The 26,271-nt window shown below is 49.7% G+C and carries 17 protein-coding genes; 2 read left to right on the top strand and 15 right to left on the bottom strand.

All coding sequences use genetic code 11. From position 1 onward, the window contains the following. Positions 1-124 precede the first annotated feature (124 nt). Positions 125-1,270, top strand: a complete 1,146-nt coding sequence (locus M1L52_RS09775; RefSeq protein WP_248614784.1) for a site-specific integrase — start codon at positions 125-127, stop codon at positions 1,268-1,270. On the opposite strand, the gene M1L52_RS09770 is transcribed toward M1L52_RS09775, so the two are convergent. The 9 genes from M1L52_RS09770 to M1L52_RS09730 all read right to left on the bottom strand — a co-directional run bounded on the left by M1L52_RS09770 (position 1,265) and on the right by M1L52_RS09730 (position 21,115). Beyond that, positions 1,265-1,714 carry an N-acetylmuramoyl-L-alanine amidase gene (locus M1L52_RS09770; RefSeq protein ID WP_248614783.1) on the bottom strand — a complete coding sequence of 150 codons (450 nt, stop codon included), beginning with the start codon at positions 1,712-1,714 and terminating at the stop codon, positions 1,265-1,267. The genes M1L52_RS09775 and M1L52_RS09770 overlap by 6 nt on opposite strands. Then, positions 1,701-2,192 (bottom strand): hypothetical protein, encoded by a 492-nt coding sequence (locus M1L52_RS09765; RefSeq protein ID WP_248614782.1) that lies wholly within the window; start codon positions 2,190-2,192, stop codon positions 1,701-1,703. Before M1L52_RS09765 ends, M1L52_RS09770 begins: the two co-directional genes overlap by 14 nt. Positions 2,193-2,227: 35 nt before the next feature. After that, entirely contained in the window at positions 2,228-3,388 is a 1,161-nt protein-coding gene (locus tag M1L52_RS09760; RefSeq protein WP_317231464.1) for an IS4 family transposase, read from the bottom strand. 96 nt (positions 3,389-3,484) lie between these two features. Beyond that, positions 3,485-4,954: an RNA-directed DNA polymerase gene (locus M1L52_RS09755; protein WP_248614781.1), complete on the bottom strand. Its 1,470-nt coding sequence runs from the start codon at positions 4,952-4,954 to the stop codon at positions 3,485-3,487. A 371-nt stretch (positions 4,955-5,325) separates the two neighbouring features. After that, the gene (locus M1L52_RS09750; RefSeq protein ID WP_248614780.1) at positions 5,326-13,203 is read right to left on the bottom strand and encodes a hypothetical protein; all 7,878 of its coding nucleotides are present in this window, start codon (positions 13,201-13,203) and stop codon (positions 5,326-5,328) included. Positions 13,204-13,210: 7 nt separating this feature from the next. Further along, a complete protein-coding gene (locus M1L52_RS09745; protein WP_248614779.1) occupies positions 13,211-14,380 on the bottom strand; it encodes a hypothetical protein in 1,170 nt (389 codons plus the stop codon). Then, positions 14,377-14,583: a hypothetical protein gene (locus tag M1L52_RS09740; RefSeq protein ID WP_248614778.1), complete on the bottom strand. Its 207-nt coding sequence runs from the start codon at positions 14,581-14,583 to the stop codon at positions 14,377-14,379. The genes M1L52_RS09745 and M1L52_RS09740 overlap by 4 nt, the downstream gene beginning before the upstream one ends. A gap of 40 nt (positions 14,584-14,623) precedes the next feature. Next, a complete protein-coding gene (locus M1L52_RS09735) occupies positions 14,624-16,876 on the bottom strand; it encodes a hypothetical protein (RefSeq protein ID WP_248614777.1) in 2,253 nt (750 codons plus the stop codon). A gap of 6 nt (positions 16,877-16,882) precedes the next feature. After that, the gene (locus M1L52_RS09730) at positions 16,883-21,115 is read right to left on the bottom strand and encodes a phage tail tape measure protein (RefSeq protein WP_248614776.1); all 4,233 of its coding nucleotides are present in this window, start codon (positions 21,113-21,115) and stop codon (positions 16,883-16,885) included. 114 nt (positions 21,116-21,229) lie between these two features. Between M1L52_RS09730 and M1L52_RS09725 the strand changes: the two genes are divergently transcribed. Further along, complete coding sequence (locus M1L52_RS09725; protein WP_248614775.1) at positions 21,230-21,436, top strand: hypothetical protein; 207 nt, start codon at positions 21,230-21,232, stop codon at positions 21,434-21,436. 28 nt (positions 21,437-21,464) lie between these two features. On the opposite strand, the gene M1L52_RS09720 is transcribed toward M1L52_RS09725, so the two are convergent. Genes M1L52_RS09720 through M1L52_RS09695 form a run of 6 tightly spaced genes read right to left on the bottom strand, consistent with a single transcriptional unit; the run spans position 21,465 to position 26,271 of the window. Next, on the bottom strand, positions 21,465-21,824 hold the full coding sequence (locus tag M1L52_RS09720) for a hypothetical protein (RefSeq protein ID WP_248614774.1): 360 nt from the start codon (positions 21,822-21,824) through the stop codon (positions 21,465-21,467). Positions 21,825-21,834: 10 nt separating this feature from the next. After that, positions 21,835-22,272 carry a hypothetical protein gene (locus M1L52_RS09715; RefSeq protein WP_248614773.1) on the bottom strand — a complete coding sequence of 146 codons (438 nt, stop codon included), beginning with the start codon at positions 22,270-22,272 and terminating at the stop codon, positions 21,835-21,837. Between the two features lie 48 nt (positions 22,273-22,320). Further along, positions 22,321-23,163 carry a hypothetical protein gene (locus M1L52_RS09710; protein WP_248614772.1) on the bottom strand — a complete coding sequence of 281 codons (843 nt, stop codon included), beginning with the start codon at positions 23,161-23,163 and terminating at the stop codon, positions 22,321-22,323. 1 nt (position 23,164) lies between these two features. After that, positions 23,165-24,220 carry a DUF6712 family protein gene (locus M1L52_RS09705; protein ID WP_248614771.1) on the bottom strand — a complete coding sequence of 352 codons (1,056 nt, stop codon included), beginning with the start codon at positions 24,218-24,220 and terminating at the stop codon, positions 23,165-23,167. After that, positions 24,207-24,920 (bottom strand): hypothetical protein, encoded by a 714-nt coding sequence (locus M1L52_RS09700; RefSeq protein WP_248614770.1) that lies wholly within the window; start codon positions 24,918-24,920, stop codon positions 24,207-24,209. The genes M1L52_RS09705 and M1L52_RS09700 overlap by 14 nt, the downstream gene beginning before the upstream one ends. Next, entirely contained in the window at positions 24,913-26,271 is a 1,359-nt protein-coding gene (locus tag M1L52_RS09695; protein ID WP_248614769.1) for a hypothetical protein, read from the bottom strand. Before M1L52_RS09695 ends, M1L52_RS09700 begins: the two co-directional genes overlap by 8 nt.

Below are 26,271 nucleotides of genomic sequence, written 5' to 3'. Positions count from 1 at the left end.
GATTTTCCTGTTTTAGGGGGTTCTGAGAATTTTCGCCTGTTTGCCTTCTCAATAAGATTTTGTAATTTTTGTAGGCACAAGGCAATTCTTGGAAGTTAAAATCGTCACAAAATAGGCACAAGATATGGCAGTTATTCGAATCATCAAGCGTCCAGAGGAAGGTAAGAATGGTAAGTCACCCTTATATGCTGTTTTCTATTGCAGCCGTGAAAAGGTCCGTGTCCCCATCAAACTCAGTGTCAGTTCCTCAGAGTGGGATCCTCAGTCAGAGAAGATCCGTGGCCGTAGTCAGGACGTTAAAGACCGTAATTTAATAATAGAAGACACGCGCGCACGTATAAGTGATGTTCTGGTTACTGCAAGGCTCAGGCATCAGAAACTCACGAAAGAAAGTTTTTTCAGGCAGTACAACAGTCCCAGGGACTACAAAGATTTCTATGACTTCATAGAAGCCCTACAGAAGATCGAGAGCCGTACACTAGCCCTGAATACCTGCCGTCAGCATTCTGCCGTCCTAGCGAAGCTCCGTTCCTACCGTGCCGGTCTTGCCTTCCATGAGATCACGCCACAAATGATACATGGCTTTGCCTCCTGGCTCCGTAAGATCGGTAATCAGGAAGCAACCGTATGGAAGAATATCTCATGTCTTAAGACGTATGTGAACGCTGCCGATCGTGCCGGTTATATCCAGGACAATCCTTTCAAGTCCATCAAGATCCGCCACCCGAAGAGCAAGATCATTTACCTGACAGAACCAGAGCTTAAACGCCTTATCGACCTGTACAACTCGAATCAATATTCCGGACTGGATCTCCAATGTCTCAGGTTTTTCCTTTTCATGTGTTTCACCTCCCTTCATATAGGTGATGCCCTACGCTTGAAGATTGACGACATCCGTAACAACGAGATCCACTATACGCGCGGGAAGACACGTCTGAATGTCTGTGTACCCCTTTCCGCTCCTGCATTGAAACTTGTAGAGTATTATAAAGGAGGCCGGTCAAAAGGTCTCCTGATAGAGCGTTTTGCGAAGAGCCAGACCATAAACAGGAAGATCAGATCCATCTGTACCGATGCCAAGATTGACAAGCCTATAAGCTGCAAGGCTGGCCGCCATACCTTTGCCACCCTTTTTTACCAGAAAAACCGAGATATCCTGACATTGCAGAATATTCTCGGTCATTCCTCGTTACGCATGACGCTTATCTACGCCCATGTAGTCGATGAAGTACGTTCAGAAGGCGTTCATGCCTTTGACAGTTTCCTATAGATCAGCATACTCGATCATTGCGTCAAAGCACGGACATTCCTTGATCCTTTCCCATGGATCCACGATACCGTTCCCGTTCTTGTCCGGCGAAATATCACGATGTCCCATGATCTGAGCATCCGGATACCTTTTCCTCAGCACCGTCAGTATCCCTATCAGCGTCTGTTTCTGTTCCTGTGTCCTATTGTCGATACCGTTAGGGTGCTGCTTGTCGATACCTCCTACCCATGCCACATGAACACTGGTAGCATTATAGCCTTTCACTCCATTAGCCACCAGGCTTTCATCGAGCATGTTGATCACGCTGCCATCAGGCATTATCACATAATGGTATCCAGGATTCTTCCATCCGTTTTTTTTGAACTCAGCCCTCAGTGAGGCCTCCGTAGTCGTTTTCTGCCAGCTAGCCGTACAGTGAACGAATATTCTCTTAATCTTTCTCATGCTCGTATTCCTCCCAGTTGATATTTTTCTTCATTTGCCAGCCAGTGGTCACAGTTTCACGGATATGGTTAGCTACAGCCTCGTAGAACTCGGTAATCTCTTCCAGAGTGTTGAAAGTCACCTCTACCGGTTCCTCATCCTGTCCCAGCTTCACCGTGACAGGCAGGTTACTGTCGCTAATTACCGCCAGGCCATACCAATCTGCATAGTTCCGCTGGTTCTCAGCATTGAGCCACACCAGGTGTCCCCTGAACCTCATTCCCTGCAGGATCCTGTCCCTGACGATCTCGTTCACTGTCTCGATGATATCCTTCTTGATATTCTCCAGGCGTGGCCTGTATGAATACTGCAGGCGATAGTTATAGCCAGTCTCATCATTCTCGTTATCCTTGCCGAAGCCGTAGATAACCTCCCATTTGAAGCGGCCTATACGATAGAGGCCGTTCTGTTCGCCTTTAGCGCCATAGATTTTTTCCATAGTTACCTCATATTACACTACTGTCCGGTTAAATTTCACCAAAGCGAAAGTTGGCGGTCATCTTCCGGATTTTGATTAATAATTGGTTTGTCAAAAAGTTCATTCAGCGGAGTCCTCTCAAAGAGAACTTGGCCGATGACATTAGAGAATATGTAAAGATTTTGTTCGATATGATACATCTTCAGAGCAATAATAAGCAGCAGGTAGTCACAGATGGCAATCCATATCTGTGTGAAGACTGCGTTTTGGGACGTCCCATAGAACGTCTTGATGTGCAGGTGCTGCTTGATCCATTTGAAGAACGTTTCGATAGTCCAGCGCTCTCGGTACAGTTCCGCAATGGTAATTGCTTCAAGGGTGAAGTCATTCGTCAGGAATCGATACACTACGTTCTGCGCAAAGTCCTCATAGACGACCAGACGCAACAAATCAGGGTACTTCTTGGCTGTAAAGAGACCAGTAAGACTGATGGACTCGTCAGAGATGACGCCAGTCTGCCTGTCAACCTCTCTTGCCTCGAATACGGAATATTTCATGTTGTCCTTTGCTCTGGTTACAAAGTAAGCCTTCTGCTGTTGGAAGAGACGGAACAGACGGTCAAAGTCCACATAGCCTTTATCCATCAGATAGTAAGCCCCTGCTTCTACAGGCAAGCTGTCCATAGCCTGAGTATCATGCACATTGCCAGGAGTAAGCATGATGAAGTTGGGTATGTTGTTCTTTACATCAATCAAAGTGTGCATCTTGAAAGCACCTTTGTCATGATGGAACTTCGCCCATGGACAGAGATGCAGACACAGGTTGATGGTACTGCTGTCAAAGGCATACACCATATTGTCAATTCCCAACCGATAGTATTCATCTTTATACAGGACTTTAGCCCTCTCGACAAGTACCATTGCGTAGTCCTGATAGATACGCCAGTCCTTCTTCTCGTTCATGTCGGCGAGAGTGGACTTGGGCATCACCTTCAGACCGGCATGATACAACTTGGAGTTGAAAGCAGTCAACTGAGCCTCTATGCTACGAAGGCTTGCGCTGCTGGTCAGCTGAGCATAACTCATGACAAGGAACTGGTCACGGCAAGTGAATCGTCTTGCATGAAAATCCCCTCTATATCTGTCAATACATTTCCTGAGCTCGTAGTCAGGGATGAGAGACATCAGTTGCGAGAATACAGTATTTCCGGCATTCATATCCTGTGCTATCTTATATATGAGACAGTACAAAGATAAAAAATCAAATCGGAAAATTTTTAAATCGCTGTATCTCATTGAAATTTAAACATTTAATTAACGTTCGGAAAAATTTAACCGGACACTAGTGCTCATATTAAATTGTTTAATCAGTCTTTCCACCTCCTTATCGTCCGGCTTACTGAATCCCAGTGCCGTTGCCGATGTCAGCGTATAGAACGGATACTTTCCGCTCTCGTAGTCAGCCACTATAGAAGCAAAGAACGGAATTTTTCCAGCTTTCTCCATCTGTTCCAGGATAATCTTGTTTTCCTGTATTCCAGTCCACATCTTCCGTGGCTTTCCATCGAACAGCAGGCTTATTACCCATTTCTTCACCGGTTCCCTTACCATACCAGGATCTTTTCCCTGAGCTTTTGCCTCCTCGATGTTCCTCTCATATTCCACCCGTTCGCGTCTTGGAGTCACGTCCCTCTCAAAGTCAACGACCACGAAGGGCCGTCGTTCAAGTTCACGCGGTCCCACATCCTTTCCCTTGAAGTGTTTCTTTCCATCCTTGTAGGCCATTCTGATATTGACCTCCCCCAGATCTTCCATATTCTTTCCTGTTAAAGTCTTGTATAAATGTCCGCAGTCTCCCCACTTGGCCATACCTTTAAAGGATCCAATAATCTTCTGCCTCCTTTTCCTGCTTTTCACCTTGTGCAGTTTCCTTGCGGCGTTCTGTTTCGTTCTCTTCCGTATCCTGGAGTGTTCCCCATCATCCACGAATCCCAGGAAGTCATTTCCTTCACCGATAGGTTTCACTGCCTCGTTTGTCTTTATCGCCAGTCCCAGGCTTTCCACCTCTTCGTGTATGATGTCCCGTATTCTCCACAGATACCTTTTGTTCCCTGCCAGCACTCTGAAATCGTCGCAGTACCTGTAATAATACCGTACCCTTTCGACCTCCTTAAGCCTGTGGTCCAGTCTTGAAAGAAGAATATTCCCAAAGAACTGTGATGATCTCAGTCCTATAGACAGTCCCTTTGCCATCAGCCTTATAAAGTTCTCCAGCATTGGCAGCAGTAGCGGGTCCTTTATCCTGGTACAGATATATTCAAACATCCTGTCCTGGTCTATGCTCTCGTAGAACTTCCTGATATCGCACATATAGAAGAAGGCCGTTCCTTCCCTGTCATGCCTTATGTCCGTTCTTACCTTTCTGTAGAGCCTGTGCATCCCTCTTCCCTTGATGCTTGCAGCCGAAGTTCTTATCACCGTTGGATACAGGTGTCTTTCCACCACTCGCATGATAGCATTACACCCTATCCTCTGTATGACTGGCGGTGCCTGTATCTTTCTCATCTTCGGTCCGTCCTTAGTCCAGAACTCGTGATACCTGGTCACTCTGAATGTCCCGTTACCGATTTTCTTCTGCAGGCTCCTGACTATGCTTTCCTTCTTTCGCTCGTATCTTTCCCTGATTTCATCCTCCAGGTCTTCTGTCACTTCCCTGAAAGACTGCTTCATATTATCACGCTCGATAATCTCAGGGATAACATGATGAAGTCTGTTGCTTCCCATCTTTCTTCTTTGATTCCGGGGACGTTGTGACTTTCAGCCGTTATTCCGTCTACTTGCCAGTTATAGTCCCCACCCTGTGATTTTTCCGCTTTCCAGCCGTTACCGGCTGCTGTTGCCGAGGCTCCGATCTCTCGCCCACTGCTTTTCCGTACACGTACAGAGTGCCGTAGAGACGATTCTTTGAAGGGGTTCTAGTTGGCGAGGCGCACCGCGTTGTTCGTGTTCGAGTTCGACGAAGCGTTGTTCGCGTTCGCATACACGAGACCGCCGTTCGCGTTCGCGTTGTTATTCGACCGGCCCACGCAGCGCCCGTTGAGATCGTCTACCTTTGGAAGGGGACGGCCCTCATCAGGCCGCCGCCCTCGTTCTCGTTATACTCCCGTGTCCGGGAGCTGTTCGTTCGTCAGATCGTCGAGCGCATCGATCTCGCTCTCGTTCAGCAGCCTTCCAAAGAAGGCGAGGCGCACCGCGTTGCTCGCGCTCGAGTACGACGCAGCGTAGTACGCGCTCGCACACACGAGACCGCCGCTCGCGTTCGCGCTGTTATTCGACCGGCCCACGCAGCGCCCGCCTGTATTATTGATCCACCATCCAGCTCCGTAACTCTTGCTATACTGTGACGTATCCGAAGATACTGCAGCCGGTATGTAATCACAGTGTCGGCCATGTTTCAGGCGTGCGATATTATTACCACTGCCAGAAGTGAGGCCCTGCACCACGCGCTCAGTCTTCGTAACAGGATCGACTATGTGCCATTTCCCGTTAGCCGTACCAGAATCCGGCCTGTGGTTCTTTCTCCATGTCCGGAAGTCAGATATGTTCACGCCTACGCAGTCCATCACCTCCCAGATACAGCCTACGAATCCTTCCAGTCCCAGCACCTTTGTCACTCCTGAATGTACTCCGTACACTGTACTGCCTGCACCGATGCTGTCACGTACACCCGTCCTGTATTCCGACTGCTGTCCGAATCCATATACACGCTGATCATCCCTGTTTCCACAGATAAACCTGGATATCAAGGCGATCTGCTTACTTGCCTCGTAAGGTGTTCCCATGTACCCCTCTCCTCGGAATGCACAGAGGTTCAGGAAATCCTGGTATGTGTAGTTCATCGTGCTTACGGGCATGGCTGTTGGTGTGCCTTCTGCATCATATACCCATTCAGAAGATGTAACAGCCGTTCCGTTACCTCTCTTCGTTGTTCTGCCAGCTATAGACCTCAGCAGTCCCAGATCGTCGATTGTTGCCGCATAGACAGCCAGCAGTCCTGCAGGGAACAGTTCCCATCCTGGTTCGATGGCCTCGATGTCTTCACTATCCACTGCGAACACCTCCGTAGTCTGAGGCACCACCTTCAATGCAGTGAAGTACAGGTATTTAGCCCCTGTCGGTACGTCTCTGAAAATATAGTCACCCTGTTCATTCGAGAAGTCCAGTGGGCTGTCTGTAGTACCAGCGATAGACAGTGCCACCTTACTGATTACATCACCGTCTGCGTCCACGAACACTGCACCGTATGTGGCATTATTCATACCCACGTACCGTACCTGCTTCATTCCCTCCACATCGAGACGGTACACAGAGCATGAAGACAGCATGTTTGTTGCCGTGTCGATATTGAAGGCCTCACCTTCCACCACACTGCCCATAGCCAGGCCCACACTCTCGCGGAACATAGCTTCTGCCAGTGTAGCGACATTTCTCCGCGTCCAGGTGTTTTCAGGCATTTCGCTATTATAGGATACCAGCGTATATTTCTCCTGGTTCTTGAAGTCGTTGATGCCCTTATACCAGTGTTTTGGTACCCTGATGAATGAATCCGTGCCACGTCCCAGCTGATCCGTATTATCAAAGGCACTGCCATCGTAGTACTTCGTGTAGTCGTGCTTACTCAGCAGATCCATGTGCATACCACCCTGGTTCTGGTCATACGTACCTGCAACAGGCAGGCATTTCTGCCTGATCTTAAGGATATGTCCTGACGGTACGAATGTCGATCCATAGTCATATCCCGTCTGGTTATCCAGGTTGGTAATATTCTCAGAATCCGTCTCCAGGTCATTCTCCTTGAAAGCCGTATATGCCTGCTGCTTGATGGTCAGCTCAGGGAAGGTGTTTCTCCACTTATCCAGATACTCATCCTCTGTATATTTTGTCAGCCGGTAAGTACCGACAAGCGCCGGTGCGCCACCGTCTGCCAATGTAGCGTCCACACCCTGCAGCCCAGTGATGTTACTCAGTGTCTCCAGGATCTCACCTCTACCCCTGGCATTGATCGGTGTCACCCTCACATATCTCAGTCCGTTACTGTTGTTTGTCACTATAGTACTCAGCAGTTCCAGACCGTCGATATTAGCACAGCTTTCCACCACCACCCTCTCGATGGGCGTTGCCGCAGCGTTCTCAAACACTATACCGTTGATGGTAAGCACAGGCAGGTGTCGAAGTATCAGCGTCTTGTATGTCGTCGGTATCTGCAGATATTCTATCTTCGAGGCCGGTGCCACGTCGATACGCTGCAGCTTCGATCCTGCAGCCCTTACTGTCTTTAGTCTCGGACAGTAGCGGGCGTTCACTGTTGTCACCTCCGTCTTCCTTATCTCCAGTTCCTCCAGGAACGGCAGGTTACCCAGGTTCAGCGTAGTAAGATAGCCCTCGTTATTGTTCGCCTTGGAGTAGTCCGGACCGCCCAGTATCAGTTTCTTGATTAATACCAGTTCCGATATATCCCATGAGAAGGGTGACGGTGTGCAGTCTGACAGGTCCAGTTCTGCCAGGTTCTCCGCTCCGAACACATAGAGTGCCGTTCCAGAGCCAGTGTTCGTCACGCCTGTTCTCAGCGTATAGCTCTCACCGGCTTCCAGATAGCAGCTGTCTGTAGCCACGTTCAGACGGTCCACTCCGATACCGAAATAGCCAGTCTTTGCAGCCTTTATCCCGATGGTGATATTCGTGCCAGTTGCTCTCAGTGACACCTTTGACGCGAACATATCACCCGTCTGATAGAATCCGTCACGGTACAAGAATCGCGTATGTATGAAGTCTTTCAGTCTCTGGATGCTCAGTCCGTGGAGTGCATAGAAGTAGTTCGCCGTAGCCTTCGAGTGCTCGATATACTTACGCTCACCGTCGAACGAACTCACCAGTTTCGGCCATTTCTGCAGTCGGTCAGTCACGAAATACTTCACCAGTCCCGCATAGCTGAACGGGTGCAGTCCATCAGCCAGCGTCACGTCTCTCATGGCCTGTGCCACCTGTCTTACCGTCACTGTTTCCGTTCCCTGGTTATCGAGCCAGATACCGTTATTCTGCAAGGCTGCATTCTGTGTAAAAAGAACGCTGTCGTGTCCCTGGTACACACCTCCAGGATCATTGTTCGGATCCAGCAGTGCCGGTATGGTCAGTCCACAGTCATTATCACTGCCCAGGATCGTATCACCGTCATAGAGGTGGTTCAGGTACATTCTCACCACGCCATCCTCATCCAGGTAGAATCCCACCATCATGTTCTTGGCTCGCTGGTCCACAGCAGCGATATAGTCCGTAAACACATGGTAGCACAGTATTGAATACACGTTAGCATACAGATGCAGTTCCTTCTGCCATTTCTCCAGTCTTCGTGCCACCGTACCGTTCACCGATGCGCCATTGATGGTGATACGTCCGTCATCCTCGTTCAGGTTCTGGTTACACTCCTGGCAGAATCTCAGCCATCTGTACAGCTGGTAAGGCAGTTTCCGTCCACTCTCATACAGGTCATTCAAATCGTCATTGTCCGGATAGCGGCTTTCATAATACTGCAGCCATATCGGTTTGCCCTCGCTGTCTAGTGTCAGCAGATCGTCGGGGCTGTCAACACCCTGGAACCAGCAGAATCCGTCATACTTTCGCAGTTCATAGTTCTCTACCGGATTCACCACATCACCTGTAATCACCCAGTGCCCATTAGTGAATGTCATGTTTCCTGTTGTATCAGTCCATGCGTTATTCCGGTATCTGTACACCTTATGCAGCGGTCCGCAGAACTCAGACAGCACATAAATGTTATCTGCCACCCACTGTGACTTATCCACGCGCTGCGCGAATGCGTCCAGTGTCTCGTTGCGGTCTGCCACCAGTTCTACGAAATCCCCATAGTTCAGGCATCCCCTGTTATACCCTTCTACGTCTTCGAATCCGAACACCTTGGCATCACCCTTATCCTCGTTCCAGTTGCCTTTCGCGTGAAAATATCCGTATGACGGACTTGTGGCATCCGGACTGAAACGGTCTGTCCGGAAGAAAGCTATAGGCATTGATGCTATAGACGTGTTCAGGACATAGGGATGGCCTGCCCTGTTGTATACTTTCTGTGCCGGTGTCACATACCGGTCACCCAGTGCTCTCTGCAGGTCGTTGAACAGCTGCGTCGATCCACCGTTATTCGATCCTCCGGATTCCGAATAGTCCACCTTCACCGTTACGATCTTCGTAGGCAGTGAATCCGCCTTTATCTGTATTCGTCCTGCATTGGCATTTGCCAGACAAGCGTTGTATTTCTCCAGGTCTGCGCCTGTGAACTCACTTGCCTGATGCAGCAGCTCCACGCTCTGTATCTTACCCTTGATATTCTTGATCGGTCGCTTTGCCGATGTCGTTCCCTGGTTCGTTGTCTGCATCACCAGCTTACAGTCCTGCCATGGGCGATCAGGGAAGTAGGCATACCACACGAGCAGTCTCTTCGTCTTCTTATCGCCATCCAGTGTCTCCAGGTATTCCGGATAGTTATCCTTCGCGTCGTTGTCAGCCGTCTCAGGATGCTTACACACCACGAAGTAAGGCATTCCCATATTATAGAGTGCCATAGCTTGCGGTCTGTTCTTTGTCGTGTTCTCAGCTGTCACTGAGGCCATCACATCATTGAACTGATATTCCGTCACCATCTTATCCGTGTCGTACATTTTCAGCAGGTAGTTATCGAAGGCCTGTTCAAACGAATAGTACGTCTTCCATGCCTTTATGCTATAGAGGTAGAAATCTCCTTCTGTGCCATTGAACGAAACGGGCGTGTCGTGTCTGGTCAGTGATCCAGCCGAATATTCACATGCTCCAATCTCTTCACCATCAAAGAACATCTTCACCACGCCGATGCCACCATAGGGAGCCACTGCCACCGGTTCTATGACGATAGCCACATGTACCGGCTCATCGTTCTGTACTGCAGCCGTGATCGTCTTAGCCACCGTCTCGCCGTTGTCGCTTGTAAACACCACATTCTTTCCATCGACGTAGAATCCGAATCCGTTGGCTATACATGACAGCATACGAGCCGAATCATCCGCGATATTCTTCTTCCTGAATGCGAACTGTATAGCCAGGCCGTTCTGTTCTATGGCATCATCATCAAACGGCTTGTAGTTCAGTACACCTGTCACATCCTCTGCTATTCTCAGTGCCGTCACGCCAGTATCCTGTTCCGTTCCGAACTGGTCCGTACCGAATGAATCCCTGACGAATCCAGTGGTATCCCAGTTCACGCCCTGCAGTTCCAGTGTCACACCGTTATTGCTGATTGTGTGGTCAGCCTCGCTGTTCGACCTGGTAGAGAAATCCATGTCGAACTGCAGCTGTGTCCTTACCTCTTCGATATTCAGCATCGTTCCAGATACTATGAACGGTGCTGCCTGGCTTGAAGCCGTTCCCGATGCCACCATGACATTGAGTGTCACGCTGCCGTCCGTCTCCACATCCTGCACCCTGTGAAGGTATGTATATGTCTGTGAACGGTATGCCGTTCTTGTTGTCTGCTGCACGTCGTTTACCAGGATAGCTGCCGTCGGTGCTGTTGAAGCAGGATCATAGACAGCAAAATCAACGGATATCGTCTCATACAGTTTCACCCTGGCCGTTTCCTGTTCGCTATACCAGCGTGAAATGATTATCGGTGTCGTTTCCCCCTCATCGATTACCATGACAGCCGTATGAAGGTAGTTACCCTGCACACCGGTACCGGCGATATCGTTCCTACGGCTGCCCACGTCCTCACCGTGTATGCGGATCGGGTATGCCCCATGTGTCAGGGTATATCCCAGACAATCGGCTGGATTGATGGTGATGCTGTGGCTATAGGTATCCATCACCGTTGCCGTTCCCAGTGTTCTCCAGGCGTTGCCTATGAATATCTCCGTGGTCACGAAGATACCCTTGTCGCTGGCATTGTTCGCGAACTTATACATAGGCAGAGATTTCTGTGCCCCTCCGACGCTCAGTGCCGTTGCCGCTGTGTAGTTCAGCGTTGTCTGTGCCGATGTCACCGTCACATCCACTGCAATCACGTTGACCGTTCTCTGTCCTGAGTTTCCGGCATTGTCATAAGCCACCAGTTTCAGGCGTTTCGTTCCTGCCGTTGTGAAGTACGAAGTAATATTGAAGATGAAGTCGAAGGTCTCCAGGTCAGCAGATGAAGCCCTGTTCATGGCCAGTGTCTCCAGTACCTGGTTCGTGTCTCGGTCCCATATCTCCACCGTCTCGATATCGTTCAGTGTCTCCGTTCCTCCCTGTGATGTAGTTGACTTGATGGCCGCCTTAAGCTCCACTGTTCCTCCAGCTGCCACATACAGAGGTGATTTCTCGCACACTATAGCCAAGATCGTAGCGCTGCCCCCTGTTCCCGTTCCTACAGGGAACTGCTGTTCATCGCCTACGCCCTCACCCTTGGCGTTCACCAGCTGCATCTTCACCACGCCAGCCGTCTCTGTATCCAGGTGTATGCCGGTAGGGATACATTCGTAAGCGCCTCCCGTACTCAGTGCGTCGGTACCGTTCTCTTCCGGCTCATCCTTTGTCTCTACCTGAGAAGAGCCACCGCCTCCGAAGTCCTTCCACAGTCCGGTCTCTCCGAAGTCGTTCACCGTCGTACCCTGGAACTGTTTCGATTCCATGGTATTCTCCCCTGTCGAATAAGAGATTATCAGTCCCACCTTCGCGTATGTCACGCCGCTTGACTGCTGGTATCTCAGCAGTTCCTGCACGGCTGTCTCCAGCGTATAGTACTCACCCACAGACGGGCGGCCTATCAGACTGTCTATGATGATATACGGCTCCGATCCTGCAGCCAGGCTACCGAAGTCCTTCCAGTTATCAGCGTTGAGCCAGTTCTGTTCCGTCACCGTCCTGCCGATATACTGGTATGTCTTCCAGATACCTGCTGAAATCTCGAAGGAAAGGATCAGGCCAGACACCGCCTTCCCAGCATTCCACACCGCATGTACTGCGCTCAATACCACGTTGTTCGGATCCACGAGTGTATAGTATCCGTTCACAGGAACTTCCACCGTGGCATTGAAGATAGAGGCCGGTACGTTTTCAGGTGCCAGCGGTATCATTCTTAAATCCCATCTGTACGGAATATTCTTTGTCCTATCGATATAAATTTTCCCATGGCTTAGGTCAACCTCTTCTGAATAGACAGAAATCCAGTACCCTCCTCTCGGTGCATTCACCCACTCTCTTTGTGTCTTATACAGTCTATCCGTATGCGGATTGTATCCATACGAGGTTTCTTCTGCCGTATTAGGTGAAGTATTACCCAGTGAAACATTCTCATCCCACTGGTCACACATCACCACATCATAGACATCATCAGGCAGATATTCCGGTAATATCTTTCCATCGTTATCCAGTGAAGGAGTACCATTTTCCAAAGCCGTTATCCTCTGTCCCAAACTATCCAGGAGTTCGGCCAGGTGCTGTTCATCCGTAACTCCTGACAGAAATTCCAGTATCTCATTGAAGTTCTCTATCGCCTCAGAAGCTCCATCTCCCAGAAGAGAAGTGATATTCCTCTCGATGTTCGTTATCCTGGTCTTCACTGCCTGATCCAGCTTATCCCACGCTACTGCACCATTAAGGATTTTTTCTGCAACTATAGCATTATCAGCTATGTGAACAGTATCGACAGCACCGTCCTGTATATGATCACCAGAAACAGCATCCACGGCAATCTTGGAGGCTGTTACCTGCCTATCTCCGATTTTCCCTGTAAGGATACTTCCGTCAGCGATTATCGTCTCATCTACTGAGCTTGGGACAAGATGATTCGTGTTGATAGAAGAGTTCGCGATCTGCGATCCCTGAATCTGCTTTGCCAGTTCATCAAGGAAATACTGCATCACCCTGGCCACCATCTGGTTAGTGACGCTCTCCGGTTCCGTGGCCGTGTTTATCTGCGACACGAGCCCGACAATAAAGTTTCTAGTATCTGACATAATATAATTAATTAAATTGTTCGCTGAATTTACTTGTGAAGATTCTTGGGCGTGTGCTTCCGAACTTCGTTGCCGCTGCTGAGAAGTTACTTTCCTCCTCTACCGGTGTGAAGGTGATCTCCATACTCTCAGGCTCCGTCTGTCTGTAGGCGTGAGTATTGCTCTCTACCGACGGTATCACCTTTATCTCACTGTCAGGCAAAACGAGATATACGCTGTCAGAAGCCAGCATGTCCATGATGAAGTTCAGTTCTTCCGTTCTCTTTGGGCCGGTCTTCACCTTATATACCTGTCCTATGGCCGTCCTTGTCCTGCTCTTCACGAAGCTGTCCGTCACTTCGTCGTATTTCTTGAAAGTACCATCCTCATCATCATCCTGAATGGTGCTTACCGTAGTCTTTCCCACCAGGTCTATACGCTCATAGACCCCGAAAGAGTTCAGGAACCTCACTGCACACCTCTCAGCAGCATTGTCTGCCTCCTCGATGGCAATCCTGCAGGCCACTCTTCCCGAATGGTAAGGATCCATGACATCGAACAGATTTGCCAGTATGCCATAGCGCGTAAAGAACTCTTTTCTCACTGCCTCCATGTTCAGGGCTACCAACGCGCCAGCAGCTCCACTCACCTGTATCCATCTGGCCGTCACCGTCTCCCTGATTCTGATGTATCCGTTTTCCTCTCCAGGTATAACGGGCATGATAAATGCCAGTGGTTCCAGTTCCGTTTCCTTCATGCTGACAGTCCATCCGTAGGTACGTGTTGTAAAGAAGAAGTTACCGGAATAGTTCCTGAACTTCACCCCGAAGATGCTCAGTCCCTGATTTCGAAGGCTTCTGTAATCATTCTTGTTGATACCGCCCTTCCATGCCATGACACTCACCGTCTCCGTATCCTCACCGTCCGTAGTCACCTCGAAGGTAGCATATACATAGTTATTGAACTGTACGAACATCAGCAGCATCCCGTTTCCTACCGGCGGGTTTGTCTCCCCGAATACTGTCTCCAGTATCTCAGAGATATTCACCGTGAAGTTTCCCGAACCTTTCCCTGTGAATACCAGGCTGTTATTCGCATACACCTTGTATGTCGCCAGCGTCGGTGCCGACACAGATACGAGGATGGGATTCCTCGTAAAAGCGTAGTCTTGCGGATATATGTTTGTTATCAGGCTCATACCGAATAGTTTTGAGTTACGAAGTTCCCATCATGCGACAGGTCCACACTGTGTTTTGCAAGAAAAGCCGTTCTCTCTGCGCTTGGCGTTGTCATGAACTCGTAGAAGCGCTCTTCCGTACCGAAGTTCTCCTCAGCCCATGCCGCGAACAGCGTAGCAGTATCCGCTATCTGCGGTGCTATGATCACATTATTCTGTTTCATACTACAAAAATCGTCAATTTATACAACTTCTCAAAAGACACTACACCTCCACCGGCTCAAATTCCACTGTATAGTGGATTTCGTCCCAATAGCTGTCTGTCACATCATCATATTCTAATCCATAGTCTGAAGAAGGAGGCTCGACCATCAAGTTATAGCTCTTATATCTCTTTCCATAAAAGCCGAAATAGCACCCTGCATCATATGGTACAAAGAGATGTTGCTGTTCCAGGGATGTAGGCGGGTTATCTTTTAGCCATACATCCGTACTCGGATTCTCATAATTGTACGTATCTATTCCTTGGTGCTGTACCTCGACATCATACTTTATCCAACAATCATTTCCGAATCTGTCCTTTCCCATCTTCCACTGTCTAGGATAAAGGCTCTGGTAATCATCAATGAGTGCAGCATACTGCTCATAGAGATCGCTGCTTACCTGTCGCCATGCGTATGACGTTTCCGGTATAACCTCGCCACCGCCGCCACCGTCCTCAGCACTGATCAGTCCCTGTTCCTCTCCCAGGTTGAACTGTCCCACCAGGTTCATTGTCCGCATCTTCACATCGGCCTTTATATCCCCTTTACCTGGCAATGAGAATGACACAGTATCAGGTAGCAGTCTCTGTCCTTCATACATGAACGGATCCAGCATGTTTATGTTCATGAGCCTATGGGCGGGCATTCTTACCTCAGTCTCGATCTCGTTTGCCGAATGTCTCAGTATCGCGTCATATTTCTGCCAGAATGTGGCAAAGATGCCGTCAGCAAAAGTCATCAGCAGTGTGAAAGAAAAGTCCTTACCGTTTATCTGTATTCTGTTTCCAGAAGCATCGTATGGCATGATCGTTCCAGCCAGTACCGGCACACTGCCATTGGCTACGGCCATCTGCCTGCTGGTTACAGGCAGTGCAAGCAGGAATACCAGGGGTGTATCCGTATCCTCCTTATCCTTCACACTGTCGTTTGACGATCTGATATACGTATGCCTGTGTGCATATCCAGCCATATATTTCGGCATCGGTGCGCCGTCCCACACCCTCATTTCCACTGCTTCATCCACGCTTACCAGATCCTCAGCCGTCACACCTTTCGTCTGGCGGTCCCACCGGAAAAAGCTGGCAGACTGTCCGTTATAGAATTGATTATCAGCATCCCATTTGCTTATCCTTCCCGTTCTCAGCTCAATAAACATGGAGGTAGGTATAAAGGAGTTGTCGTTTACCTTGCATGAGTTCAGCGTTCCCTGGCCTTTCCTAAAATCCTCATATCTCTCTGCCTTAACATCACTAGCAAAGGTATTACCCTGTGTCAGCTTTATCTGCTTTTTCTCAGTGAATGTCACCATAGGGAATGCCGTCTTAAAGTCCGATATATTTATCTGAGGCTCTGAGTTTAGTATGTCGCGTATCAGGTCTATCCTCACTGTTTTCGTATCATTATCCAGCTGGTATATCATGCCGAACCTTACATACAGAGCATTCAGGAACTCCTCTACAGAGATAGAAGGCAGCATGTCGGCATAATGCAGTTTCCCTGTCACGATGGCATCAGCCGTGTTGTTTAGCACCACTATGCGTGCCAGTTCAGGATCGTCCCTGAACGGATTCTTAGAGATCTGGTATCCCAGGTTCTCAAACAGAACCTCCAACACCCTGCCGACGAACAGGAAAGCCGTACATCCGTATCCCACTGGCAGTGTAGTGTTCACCGGCGTATCGTTATAGAGCACACTTACCGTTCTCGACTGATATACCAGGTGATAGCTTCCGTTATTCTCTTCTATCTGATTCAAGAACTCCCGATAATACACGTTATCCTTGCTCTTTTCCGACACCTGTACGGGGAATACGGCCATATCCTGAGAACTTCCAGGATCAGCCATCAGCCTCTCCAGTGTAGCAGCGGCACTGCTCGCCATGCCATAGTCGATAACAGGCAGGTTCGGAAGATCCTGCATGTATGAGTTCTTCCACTTCGCATATGCCTCCGCGTTGTCGAATCCTATGTTTATGGTGATACCTTCTTTCCTTGAAGCGGATACCACATGCATCTGTCCCGTCCTTCTGTATGATCCATCCTGTACGACACACGGTGCATCCCCTCCCATAGGTTCATCTGCCAGGTCAGGCCTGAACGGGAATCCCGTTATCTTCGCATTATTCGGCGTAGCCGGTACTGTCACTGGCACGCTCTGTGATGCCAGATCGTTACTGATCGGGCTTTTGTTGTCGATCTGGATGCTGAAATCCTCAGTCAGATCGAGTGCTCCCTTCTCTGTAAGTATCTTCATATCTTCTTATCCGTTATTGCGTTTGAAATGTCCCCTGGCATTGTCTATGGTATCCTTAGCCTTTTCCAGATCCTGATAGACGATATATGCCTTCACTTTCCTGATGCTTTCAGCGGCCTCCCTGATATCCCTGGCGGCCTCTCTGATAATAGACGGATCTTCCTTCGACGTACCAGAAGGTGCTGAACCTGCCACCGGTCCACCCTCCGCATATCCTGGCATTGTTCCCGTCTTATCCTGATGTCTCCTGATGGCCTCGATTGTTCCTACCGCATCAATGACACGCGGATCATCCATGATAGGCTGTGGTACTACATACTCACCTTTATGCACATATCCGGCCACCTCATAGCGGCCACCGTCACCTGTATAACCACCTTCCGCATATCCGTTCACCACACGCTCAGCTGTAACGGCCGATTCTCCCTTGCTTCCAGATGTCTTTCCAGGCTTCATGTTCTTGATCTTGTCACGTTCAGCCTTGGCGCTGGCCAGCTGCATAGCTCCCGTCACTGTCATCAGAGCGGCGGCAATAGATCCGGCGATAGGTCCCAGCTGTGAGTATGCCATCATGATAGACACTGCTGTATCTGCGATGATCTGTGAGCATTTGATGGCGAAGTTCACGTCCGCATATTTCTTCTGGATTTCCAGTTTCTCATTTTCTTTCTTCTCTTCCAGTTCTGCCGTATCCTCGCCATTGTTCTCAGCCTCACGGATCAGTACATCGTATTTTGCATCGACGGCATCCATTTCGTACTGCTGCATATTGTCGATCATTGAAGAGCTCAGGCCGCTATAGTAGTCGAAATACTTCTTGGCGTTCTGTACCTGCAGCTGTAGTTTCTTTTTCTGGAACTGCTTTTCGCTGATAAGCTCCTGATCCAGGAGGTGCTTATATTTATCCAGTTCATTATTGTATTCCTGTGCCCAGGTAACGCCCAGTTCCTGCTGCAGCTGGTACTGTCCTTGTTCATATTCATAGTTTATCTGGTTGATCTCAGCCTGCTTCTGCCTTTCCAGTTCCACTGTTGACAGTCCCGCATTCTTAGCAATCTGAATGATGGCATTATAGGTCGCTTCCGTATCAGCTATCATACGATCCCGTTGAGACTGCATCCCAGCCAGTCCTACGGGGTTAGAGGCTCCCAGTTCCTTCATCTTCTGAGCAATGGCGGCCCTTGCCCTGAGCGTATCCATCTCAGAGGCTTTCACGGCATCGTTTGCCTCCTTGACGACTTTTTCCTTTGTCTCACTGTTGGCAATTTCCAGGGCGGTTATCCTTTCCTGGTATGTTCTGGCAATCTCTTCCATCTCCATGCAGTGAGCCTGTTCCACCTCCATCATATAGGCATCGTATGCACCCTTAGTGATCTTACCCTCCTGATAAGCCTTTTCCATGCTGTTCTTCTGCTGCTGGTAGTAGGCATTCTCTATCTCGATACGCTTATCCCGGTCCTGCTGTTCCTTTGTCACCTGTGCCTGGCTCAGCGTGTCACTGGCCGCATACAGTTTTGTCTGTGCCTCGATGGTAAGGCTGTGAATCTCATCCAGCAGTTTCTTTTTGTTGGCAGGTGTCTTTGCCTCCAGTGCTGCCAGTGCATCGATACGCTTCTGGTAATATGCCATGAGTTCATTCGTCTGCTCGATGGCTATGTCTATTTCCCGTTTCCCCTCTTCACGTCCGTTTTTCTCTATCTGCAGCATTCTCTCCTTATGCTCATTTTCGAGTGGTTTCAGCACCTTGGCCGTCTCGCCGTCCTTGCCATATTCTCCAGCCTCCGGTTTTCCGTCTGTACGGCCCAGTTTCTTCAGACGCTTTATCTCTTCCTCGATACGTTGTATCTCTTTGTTTTTCTTGGCGATGGCATCCTCCGTTGATTCATCCCACTGTTCCACCTGAGCTTTCTCAGCCTCCAGTTTCTTGATCAGTGAAGAGCTCTGAGCGTCACCACTGGCACTACCCAGGTCAGCCAAATCATTTTCAAATGCGATGATCTTCCGCTCTATCTTATCGATCTCAGCCGAATAGTCCTGAATCTCTTTTGTTGCACTTTTGGCACTGTTGCCTTTAAACCATGTGACAAGCGCCCATCCAGCCGAAGACGAGTTAGTGGCATTGGCGGCTGCCATATTACTTGCACTGTTTGCCTCTTTCTTTGCCTTTTCCTTCTGTTCCTCAGCCTCAATCTGTTTCTTCTGCAGATCCAGCAGTTTCTCCCTGTATGCTTCGATGGCTATTTCCTTTCGTATGGCCTGGCATCGTTTGTTGATTCGTTCCACGCTATCTTTTGTCAGGCGGTTATTTTTATCCAGTGCCAGGTTGTTATCGCCAGTCTCCTTTTTCAGGATCGCCAGCAGACGGTTCTTTTCCTTGATGGAAGTATTCTGGTCATTGATGGCCTTCGTATGCATCCTTATACTGTTCAGCCTCTCGTTCTCCCGTTCCTGAATTGTCTTGCTCAGTTCCCGTTCCGTCTTCTCAGCGATGGTCAGTTCCTTTGTTCTCTGTGTCAGCTGCCAGATAGCGACGGCCAGTGCCAGTACAGCTGCAGCAATCGCCATGTACGGATTCTTAAGCAGTTCCACGCGTAAGGCCTTCGATGCAGCAGTCAGCCCCCCTGTCGCTGCCGTCTGTGACAGTGTGACTGCCGTCTGTGCAATCTTGGCTGCTTTCTCCTTGACCAACAATGCCAGTGATTTCAACCGTTCAGCGATGTTCAGTTTTACTGCTGCCGTGTATGCCACCACATAAGTAGTTATCGTATAGGTGACTACCGAATATTCATTGAACTTATCGATACACCATCCTATACCTTCCAGCAGAAGCGTTACCGTCTGTATCAGCAGTTTCATGATTCCACGTGATTCATAGAATCTCAGTACCAGGCCTTCCAGTGTAGAGGATAGTATGGTCAGTGCTCCCTTCACGTTATCCCCCATTTCTTCCACCATGGCATCGAAGGCCTCCGTGCTGTCGGTCACGCCATCTTTCAGCTCTCTCAGGCTCTGTGCTCCACTCAGGAATGTCTGGAAGGCTGCCACACTTCTCTTGTCAGTCAGTTCCAGTGCCTTATTCAGGTCCACGCCCTCGGCCTGCAGTTTCTCCAGTCCGTCCACCAGATCATCCAGGCTTTTCACCGGCTTGCCTAGTGCGATAGCCAGTTTTCCTGAACCGTCAGCCATATTCAGCATAATGTTTCGGGTAGCCGTTGCCGCAGAAGAGGCATCGAATCCGCTGTTAGCCAGAGCACCCAGCAGTGCCGTTGTCTCCTCGATAGTGAATCCGAAAGACTTTGCCACCGGTCCTACTGTTGACAGTGCGCTTTCCAGATAGGAAAATGACAATGCCGATTTTGTAGTACCCACGGCCAATGTCGATACCACCCGTCCTGCATCCTCAGCCTCCAGTCCGAACATACGAAGCGCTGCACCCGTGAGAGCTGCAGCACTCCCCAGGTCAGCATCTACGGCTTTCGCGAATTTCAGCACCTCCGGTGTCATTGCCATGATCTGTTCTTTCGCGAATCCCAGCTTAGCCAGTTCTATCTGTAGTTTCGTTACCTCACTGGCTGTGTACGATGTTGTTGCTCCCAGCTGCCGTGCCTGGTCTGTGAGTTCCTTCACACCGTCTTTCGTCGTTCCCAGGATAGCGGCCAGTTTCGAGTTCTCAGCCTCGAAGTCGATGATCACCTGTATAGCATTCCGGAAGGTATCCACGATCTTGCCTGTGATGATCAGTCCCAGGCTCCAAAGTGTTCCCCTGATAATCTCCGTTATCTTATCCAGGGATCTCAGCGAAGCACCGAATCCGGTACTGCCCTTCGAGGCTTTTCCCATGGCTTTCTCCACCTCGTTCAGTTCCTTCTGGAGCTGTCTGTATTTCTCAGGTTCCAGGCTCTTTGCCGTGTTCCTTAGTTCGGTACGCAGGCGTTTCGCCATTTTCTCCAGTTGGGCGGCGCTCATGTTCGTCTTATCCAGACGTGATTCCAGGAGTTTCACCTTCTCGGTGTTCTCCTTCATGAGGTCGGAGTTTTTCTTCACCTGAGCGTTCAGGTTCTTATATTCAGCCGTACCCACCTTTCCCTGTTTCTCCAGGTTCCTCATTTCCTTTCTCAGGGCCTGGTTCGACTCTTTCAGTTCCTGGTTTGCCTCAGTGATGTTGTGTATTTCCTTCTGTACGCCCTCTGCTTTCAGCGTAAGGGTCCAGGAAATATAGTCTGATTTTAACTTTGCCATAATATAAAAACTTTGTTTTTACGGCAAAGATAAAGCCTATTCCGGTAACAGGAAAGGACATGAAAAAGCCCGTAGAATCGCTACGGGCCTCTATTCTAAAAGGGTTGTTACCTTATGTATTTGGCATACGCCCACTGTACGGGAATCGTTATGACTGGCGTGAATATCATACTGGAAACGACAAACACGGCCAATCCCCACATGGTTACCGGTGTATATTTCGACTTCCAGAACCATATCAGCGTTACGACGAATCCTATAAGAAACAAAACGTCTGCCATATCTGTGATGTTTATTATTACACTGCAAATATACATATAATTTCCGACATATCCAAATATTTCGGCAATTATTTTAAGGTAGCACCGGCATCTATCAGTTCTTTCCTTACCTGTGCCGCTATCTCGTCGGTGTATCCGTATTCTATCCTTCGCCTTGCCTCTCCCATCACACCGAACACTACACGGTTATAGATTTTGTTGTTCCCTTTCGACTTCATATCCAGGAAACGGATATACAGAGGAATGTCGGCTGTAGTCACGACGCTCTGCCCCTCCATGTTCACCATGAACGATGGAGTGGTCAGGGCCTCTATCAGCCGTCCCGTCTTCCTCAGCGGTTTTTCCTGAGCGATGGCGGCCTGTGTCCTGAACACCTTTTCCGCGCCCCTTGTCATTTGCTGGCGCATCAGTTCACCCAGTTCAGACATACCCTATATTTTATATTGTGAACGTGAAGTCAATCATCCATCCTGCCAGCACGTTATACCAGGCAGACACCGGTACGATCCTGATACTGTCTATATCCAGTGTACCCAGTACCGGACATCCAGAGGCCATATCCTCCATCATCATATCGCGTATCTCACTGATCACCGGCTGCACACTCTCTATACAGGCATAGGCTCCACCTCTCTGAGGATCATACTTCTTTCCCAGGAATACCACGCCCTCATTTTTCTCCTCGTAGGCATCCACGTTCACGCCTGATCCTTTCGTCTCTGGCACGAGCATGAAGAGCACCATCTTATCCTTCCTGATATTCTGCACCGTCTTGCTGATATCCTGATCAACAGTCAGAGGCACGACATCAGAGATTCCCTGGATCCTCTCCTTATACTGTTCCCAGTATTCCCGATAGTCTTTAATATCAACCATATATATTACACGTTTTCAGATTGTTACGATTCTTGTTAAAGTAACGCTTTAATGTGATTTCCTTGAAGCAGTGTTCAAGTTGTGCATATATTCGAACTTGCATTTATACAGATACAGCAGCACGTCCCAGAATGGAGTAGCGTTTACATCCTGCACTCTTCCGAACACGCCCGAACCAGCCACCTCAAACGTAATGCCCTGCCATCCCGTCTTATCATCGAGGCCAGCGCGTCCATTGTTCTGCATTCCGGAAAACAATATAGAGAAATTGACTGTCTGTCCGTTGATATACACCGGCTCACTGACTATCTGCATCCACACCGAAGAAAACAGGTTCACGGCATGGAGCACGAGCAGCGGCGGCGGTACCAGTTTCTCGGTCTCAGGAACAGGCACTGCAGGTCTGTAGATCTTCCTTGTCATTTCCTGGTACATTTCAGCGATTGTCTCTTCCTCCTCTCCCTCGTCTATCGCCGTCTTAATCATGGTCATGATGGTCAGGCAGTCAGTAAAGTTCCCGAAGGTCATACCGTCAAGCATATCACCAGGCCCCACCCATCCGGCATATTCCTTCATCATCTGCCTGCCAGTTTTAAGTCTTGGTGTCACCACCCTTCCGTCCCCATCAGGCATAGGCTCATAGTCGAAGAATCCGTCCAGCTTATCCAGCTGAGCGTCCACCTCTGCCACGATCTCCGGCACGTACTGTGTGTAGTCCGTTTTCAGCCCCAGCAGTACCGATATCCATTTCACGCGGAATACGCCAGGAGTCAGATACCCCTTTGACATGATCGATGAGAGTTTCAGGAACTCGATATACTGCTTCGTATCCAGTTCCTCCAGCATAGCCGGTATCTGTTTTTTCTCTCCCTTGAAAGTAAACTCCATCATATCAGAATGTCATTCCTTTGGATTGTACGGTAGGCCCTGGCACATAATAGTCAGGTTCCGTTTCCTGAGCGTCCAGTTCAGCCACCAGATCTACCAGTCTGTCAAGCATGGCGGCGGCATCGCTCCTGAGTGAGGCGGCTACGGCCTCCCGTGCCTCTTTCTCTGCCCTTACCTTATCGCGTACCGTCGCCGTCTGCTGAACCTGCACAATACCAGTAGGCAGCACCTCGATAGGCAGTCTCTCCACTGCCTTCTTGATGGCCAGCAGTGCAAGCGGTCTTCGTACTGCATCCATCAGCTTATCTGCCAGTGCCTTGTCTGTCCCTTCCAGCAGATCCTCATATCTCTTCCTAGTCAAGATGGGAATAATCTGGTCTTCCTGTGCCTCACGTATCATCGGTACCAGTGAGAGAAACAGGCGGTGGCTTCCGGTAGTATAGTATTCGTCGAAGGTCTCCTTATCCTGGATCAGCAGCCGTGCCATTGCCTTTTTCTTCGGGCTGTTCACCCAGAAGTCAAAGCTGTTGGCATCCATGATCTCCACCAGGGCATCGATGGCCTCGTATGCCATGTTCCGGATGTTCTCTTCATCCTTGAACTCCTGTGCGCCGGTCAGCCCGTGTTCATTCTCACCCAGACGCTTGCCGCGTCCTGAGTTTCCGTGCTGTGCCTCCAGTGTAGGTATCACCTTTAGCCATGTGAACATACCGGCAGCCTGCTGTGCCAGCCTGACGGCCTCACGCATAGCCTCCGTATCATTCTGTGTTTCCTGGCTCTCTGGATCCTGCTCAGGTTCCTGCACAGGTTCCGGTTCTGCAGGCTCTTCCTGATTTCCTGGTTCAGTCTCCACGGGTTCCGGTTCCTCTTCTGTCACGCCGTCTTCCTGATAGAAACTATCCAGTGCGTTCACCACCTCCTCACCTATCACGGCCTTAAGGTCTCTTACACCCAGCGGCACGATAGGAGCCCATTTGTCGAAAGTAAGGTCCTTGTCTATCAGTCCCAGTACGTTCACAAGCTCGTCGGCTCCCTGATTGTTCTTGTTAAACAGTTGCATGTTGTTCGTCTCTTTTTAGTATGTAGGGCTTCCAGTTGTCGAAGTCCTTGGTAAAGTTATTAATATCATCGAAGAAATCCTTGTAGAAGTAGGCCAGTGAGGTATCCACCGTTATACAGGTCTGTTCCGTTCTCGGATTCGTGTTCACATTTGCCGATCCCTCTATCACGAAGTCGAAGTCCTCACCGAATCCTGCCATCACCTTCGCGTGGTTCTTGAACACGCATACACGAGCGCCGTATCTGTCAGCCAGTTCTTTCAGTGCCAGGTACACCTCGAAGAAAGAAGCCTGGAAGATCTCGCCCACATAGAAGTCCATGCGTCCCACGTCCCCGCGTTCCAGCCATTTCTCTATTTCCTTCACGTCCGTGATGGCCATGCACCATGTAGAGAGTATGACATATTCCAGACGCTGCTGTTTCACGATCACGCGAAGGTATGTCAGGCTGTCCACGTCTCCCCAGCTTATACAGTGGTAGGCCGCTCCCTTCTCGAAGTGCCAGGGAAGTACCTGCTCCAGGTTCATTTCCGACAGTATGCGCTTCGTGAAGTGGCGGCCTTTTGTCCTTGAAGCCTTCACCTTCTTTGTGACTAAATCAGCAGGATTCACCCCCTCCTGTGGCGGTTCCGTCTTCTGCGCCTGCTCAGGCTTAGGTTCCTGGCTGCTTTCCTCTGGCTGTGTTCCGAACAGACTACGCATTTGCCTCTACTCTCTTAGAAGGTGACACACTGCTCTCAGCTTCCACGATGTTACGGTACATTCCCACTTTCAGGCGTGTCCCAGGATGGTTCGCGGCCAGGTACTGCTGTAGCGGGCTGCACAGTATCATGTCAGGAATGGCCGTCTCTGAGGCGTTATACACCTTTAGGCTGTACAGTTTCTCCGATCCGCTCGACAGCTTGTTCTCGATGATCAGGTTCGACAGTACAGGATCCAGTCCGAATCCAGACGTAGCGGCGGCATCAGCCTTGTTGCTTATCTTGATCTGCGCCTCGATATAGTCCTTCACTTTCTTGTCAACCGGTTCCACCTTCCATCCCTCGAACTGGTTTGCCTCCTCGTTCCAGTATTTGGTGGTGTGCATGTACTTGCCCACGTTCTCGCGGCCAGCTATATTACCGGCGAATTTCTCCATGGCGGCATCCTTGAACTCCTCCAGCATCTTCGGGCTGTATGTCTCTCCTGTCCGTTCACAGATAGACTTGATCCTTGCCTCTGCATCGTCCCAGTATTTCTGAGGGCTCTCGATATGCAGGCTTATGGCACTGGCGTTCTCGTTGTAAGTCTTAAGCAGCGGTGCGAGGTTTCCTGCCAGCTCCAGCCACTCGAAGGCTCCCAGAAAACGCGGTGCGCTCATGAAGTCCTTACAGAAGGAATAGATGTTATAGTATCGCATCGACACCTTGTAGCGGAACGGGTCCGTAGGATCGAACACCGGATAGGTGTAGGTGTACTTCGGATCCGGATACGGAAAGTCCCCCACCATGATCTCCTGCGGCTCATCCTCGCCGTCTGGCGGGTAGCACAGGCAGGCACGGTGATACGGCACATGCTCCAGTCGCACGATCTGGCCAGGTGCGCCCACCCTTGGCCCCCTGTTACGAATGAACTTCACGAAGAATCCCTGCATGTGTGTGAGATCTACCAGGCATCTGTGCATGAACTTAAGCCAGTCCCATGCCTCCAGTTCTTTCAGCACCTGATCATCGACCACCCAGTGACGGTAGAACCTGTTTGAGCTTTCATCTACTGCATCCTCATAGAGCCTAGGCCCTTCGCCCCACTGCAGGCCTGCAATCTTTCCCATGATTCCCTCACCGGCATAGAAGCGGTCCAGCAGCCGTGCCACCTGCTGTGGCAGGTCGTTATGTTCACCTTTCGGAATGATGAACTTTCCGTTTACAGCCATCTTGCGGCGTGTGGTCCAGTGGTTAGGCGTAAGCATCACACTGGTAGGCTCCCAGCCCTTGCCCTTGGCTCCCATGGTGAATGAGTACAGTCCCTCACCGGTATCTATGAAACCGAAATTTCCCGATCGTCTTATATCCAT

Source organism: Prevotella sp. E13-27 (assembly GCF_023217965.1).
Taxonomy (GTDB): Bacteria; Bacteroidota; Bacteroidia; order Bacteroidales; family Bacteroidaceae; genus Prevotella.
Note: the sequence above shows the minus strand (reverse complement) of the source record. Positions and strands in the feature narration are given on the sequence as shown.

Excerpts from the sequence above, each read along its gene's own strand:
- M1L52_RS09735 (WP_248614777.1), bottom strand. The coding sequence starts at position 16,876 with ATGAAGATACTTACAGAGAAGGGAGCACTCGATCTGACTGAGGATTTC.
- M1L52_RS09755 (WP_248614781.1), bottom strand. The coding sequence starts at position 4,954 with ATGGGAAGCAACAGACTTCATCATGTTATCCCTGAGATTATCGAGCGT.
- M1L52_RS09775 (WP_248614784.1), top strand. The coding sequence starts at position 125 with ATGGCAGTTATTCGAATCATCAAGCGTCCAGAGGAAGGTAAGAATGGT.
- M1L52_RS09700 (WP_248614770.1), bottom strand. The coding sequence starts at position 24,920 with ATGCGTAGTCTGTTCGGAACACAGCCAGAGGAAAGCAGCCAGGAACCT.
- M1L52_RS09720 (WP_248614774.1), bottom strand. The coding sequence starts at position 21,824 with ATGTCTGAACTGGGTGAACTGATGCGCCAGCAAATGACAAGGGGCGCG.
- M1L52_RS09750 (WP_248614780.1), bottom strand. The coding sequence starts at position 13,203 with ATGTCAGATACTAGAAACTTTATTGTCGGGCTCGTGTCGCAGATAAAC.
- M1L52_RS09730 (WP_248614776.1), bottom strand. The coding sequence starts at position 21,115 with ATGGCAAAGTTAAAATCAGACTATATTTCCTGGACCCTTACGCTGAAA.
- M1L52_RS09760 (WP_317231464.1), bottom strand. The coding sequence starts at position 3,388 with ATGAATGCCGGAAATACTGTATTCTCGCAACTGATGTCTCTCATCCCT.
- M1L52_RS09725 (WP_248614775.1), top strand. The coding sequence starts at position 21,230 with ATGTATTTGGCATACGCCCACTGTACGGGAATCGTTATGACTGGCGTG.
- M1L52_RS09765 (WP_248614782.1), bottom strand. The coding sequence starts at position 2,192 with ATGGAAAAAATCTATGGCGCTAAAGGCGAACAGAACGGCCTCTATCGT.
- M1L52_RS09695 (WP_248614769.1), bottom strand. The coding sequence starts at position 26,271 with ATGGATATAAGACGATCGGGAAATTTCGGTTTCATAGATACCGGTGAG.
- M1L52_RS09705 (WP_248614771.1), bottom strand. The coding sequence starts at position 24,220 with ATGCAACTGTTTAACAAGAACAATCAGGGAGCCGACGAGCTTGTGAAC.
- M1L52_RS09740 (WP_248614778.1), bottom strand. The coding sequence starts at position 14,583 with ATGAAACAGAATAATGTGATCATAGCACCGCAGATAGCGGATACTGCT.
- M1L52_RS09745 (WP_248614779.1), bottom strand. The coding sequence starts at position 14,380 with ATGAGCCTGATAACAAACATATATCCGCAAGACTACGCTTTTACGAGG.
- M1L52_RS09770 (WP_248614783.1), bottom strand. The coding sequence starts at position 1,714 with ATGAGAAAGATTAAGAGAATATTCGTTCACTGTACGGCTAGCTGGCAG.
- M1L52_RS09710 (WP_248614772.1), bottom strand. The coding sequence starts at position 23,163 with ATGATGGAGTTTACTTTCAAGGGAGAGAAAAAACAGATACCGGCTATG.
- M1L52_RS09715 (WP_248614773.1), bottom strand. The coding sequence starts at position 22,272 with ATGGTTGATATTAAAGACTATCGGGAATACTGGGAACAGTATAAGGAG.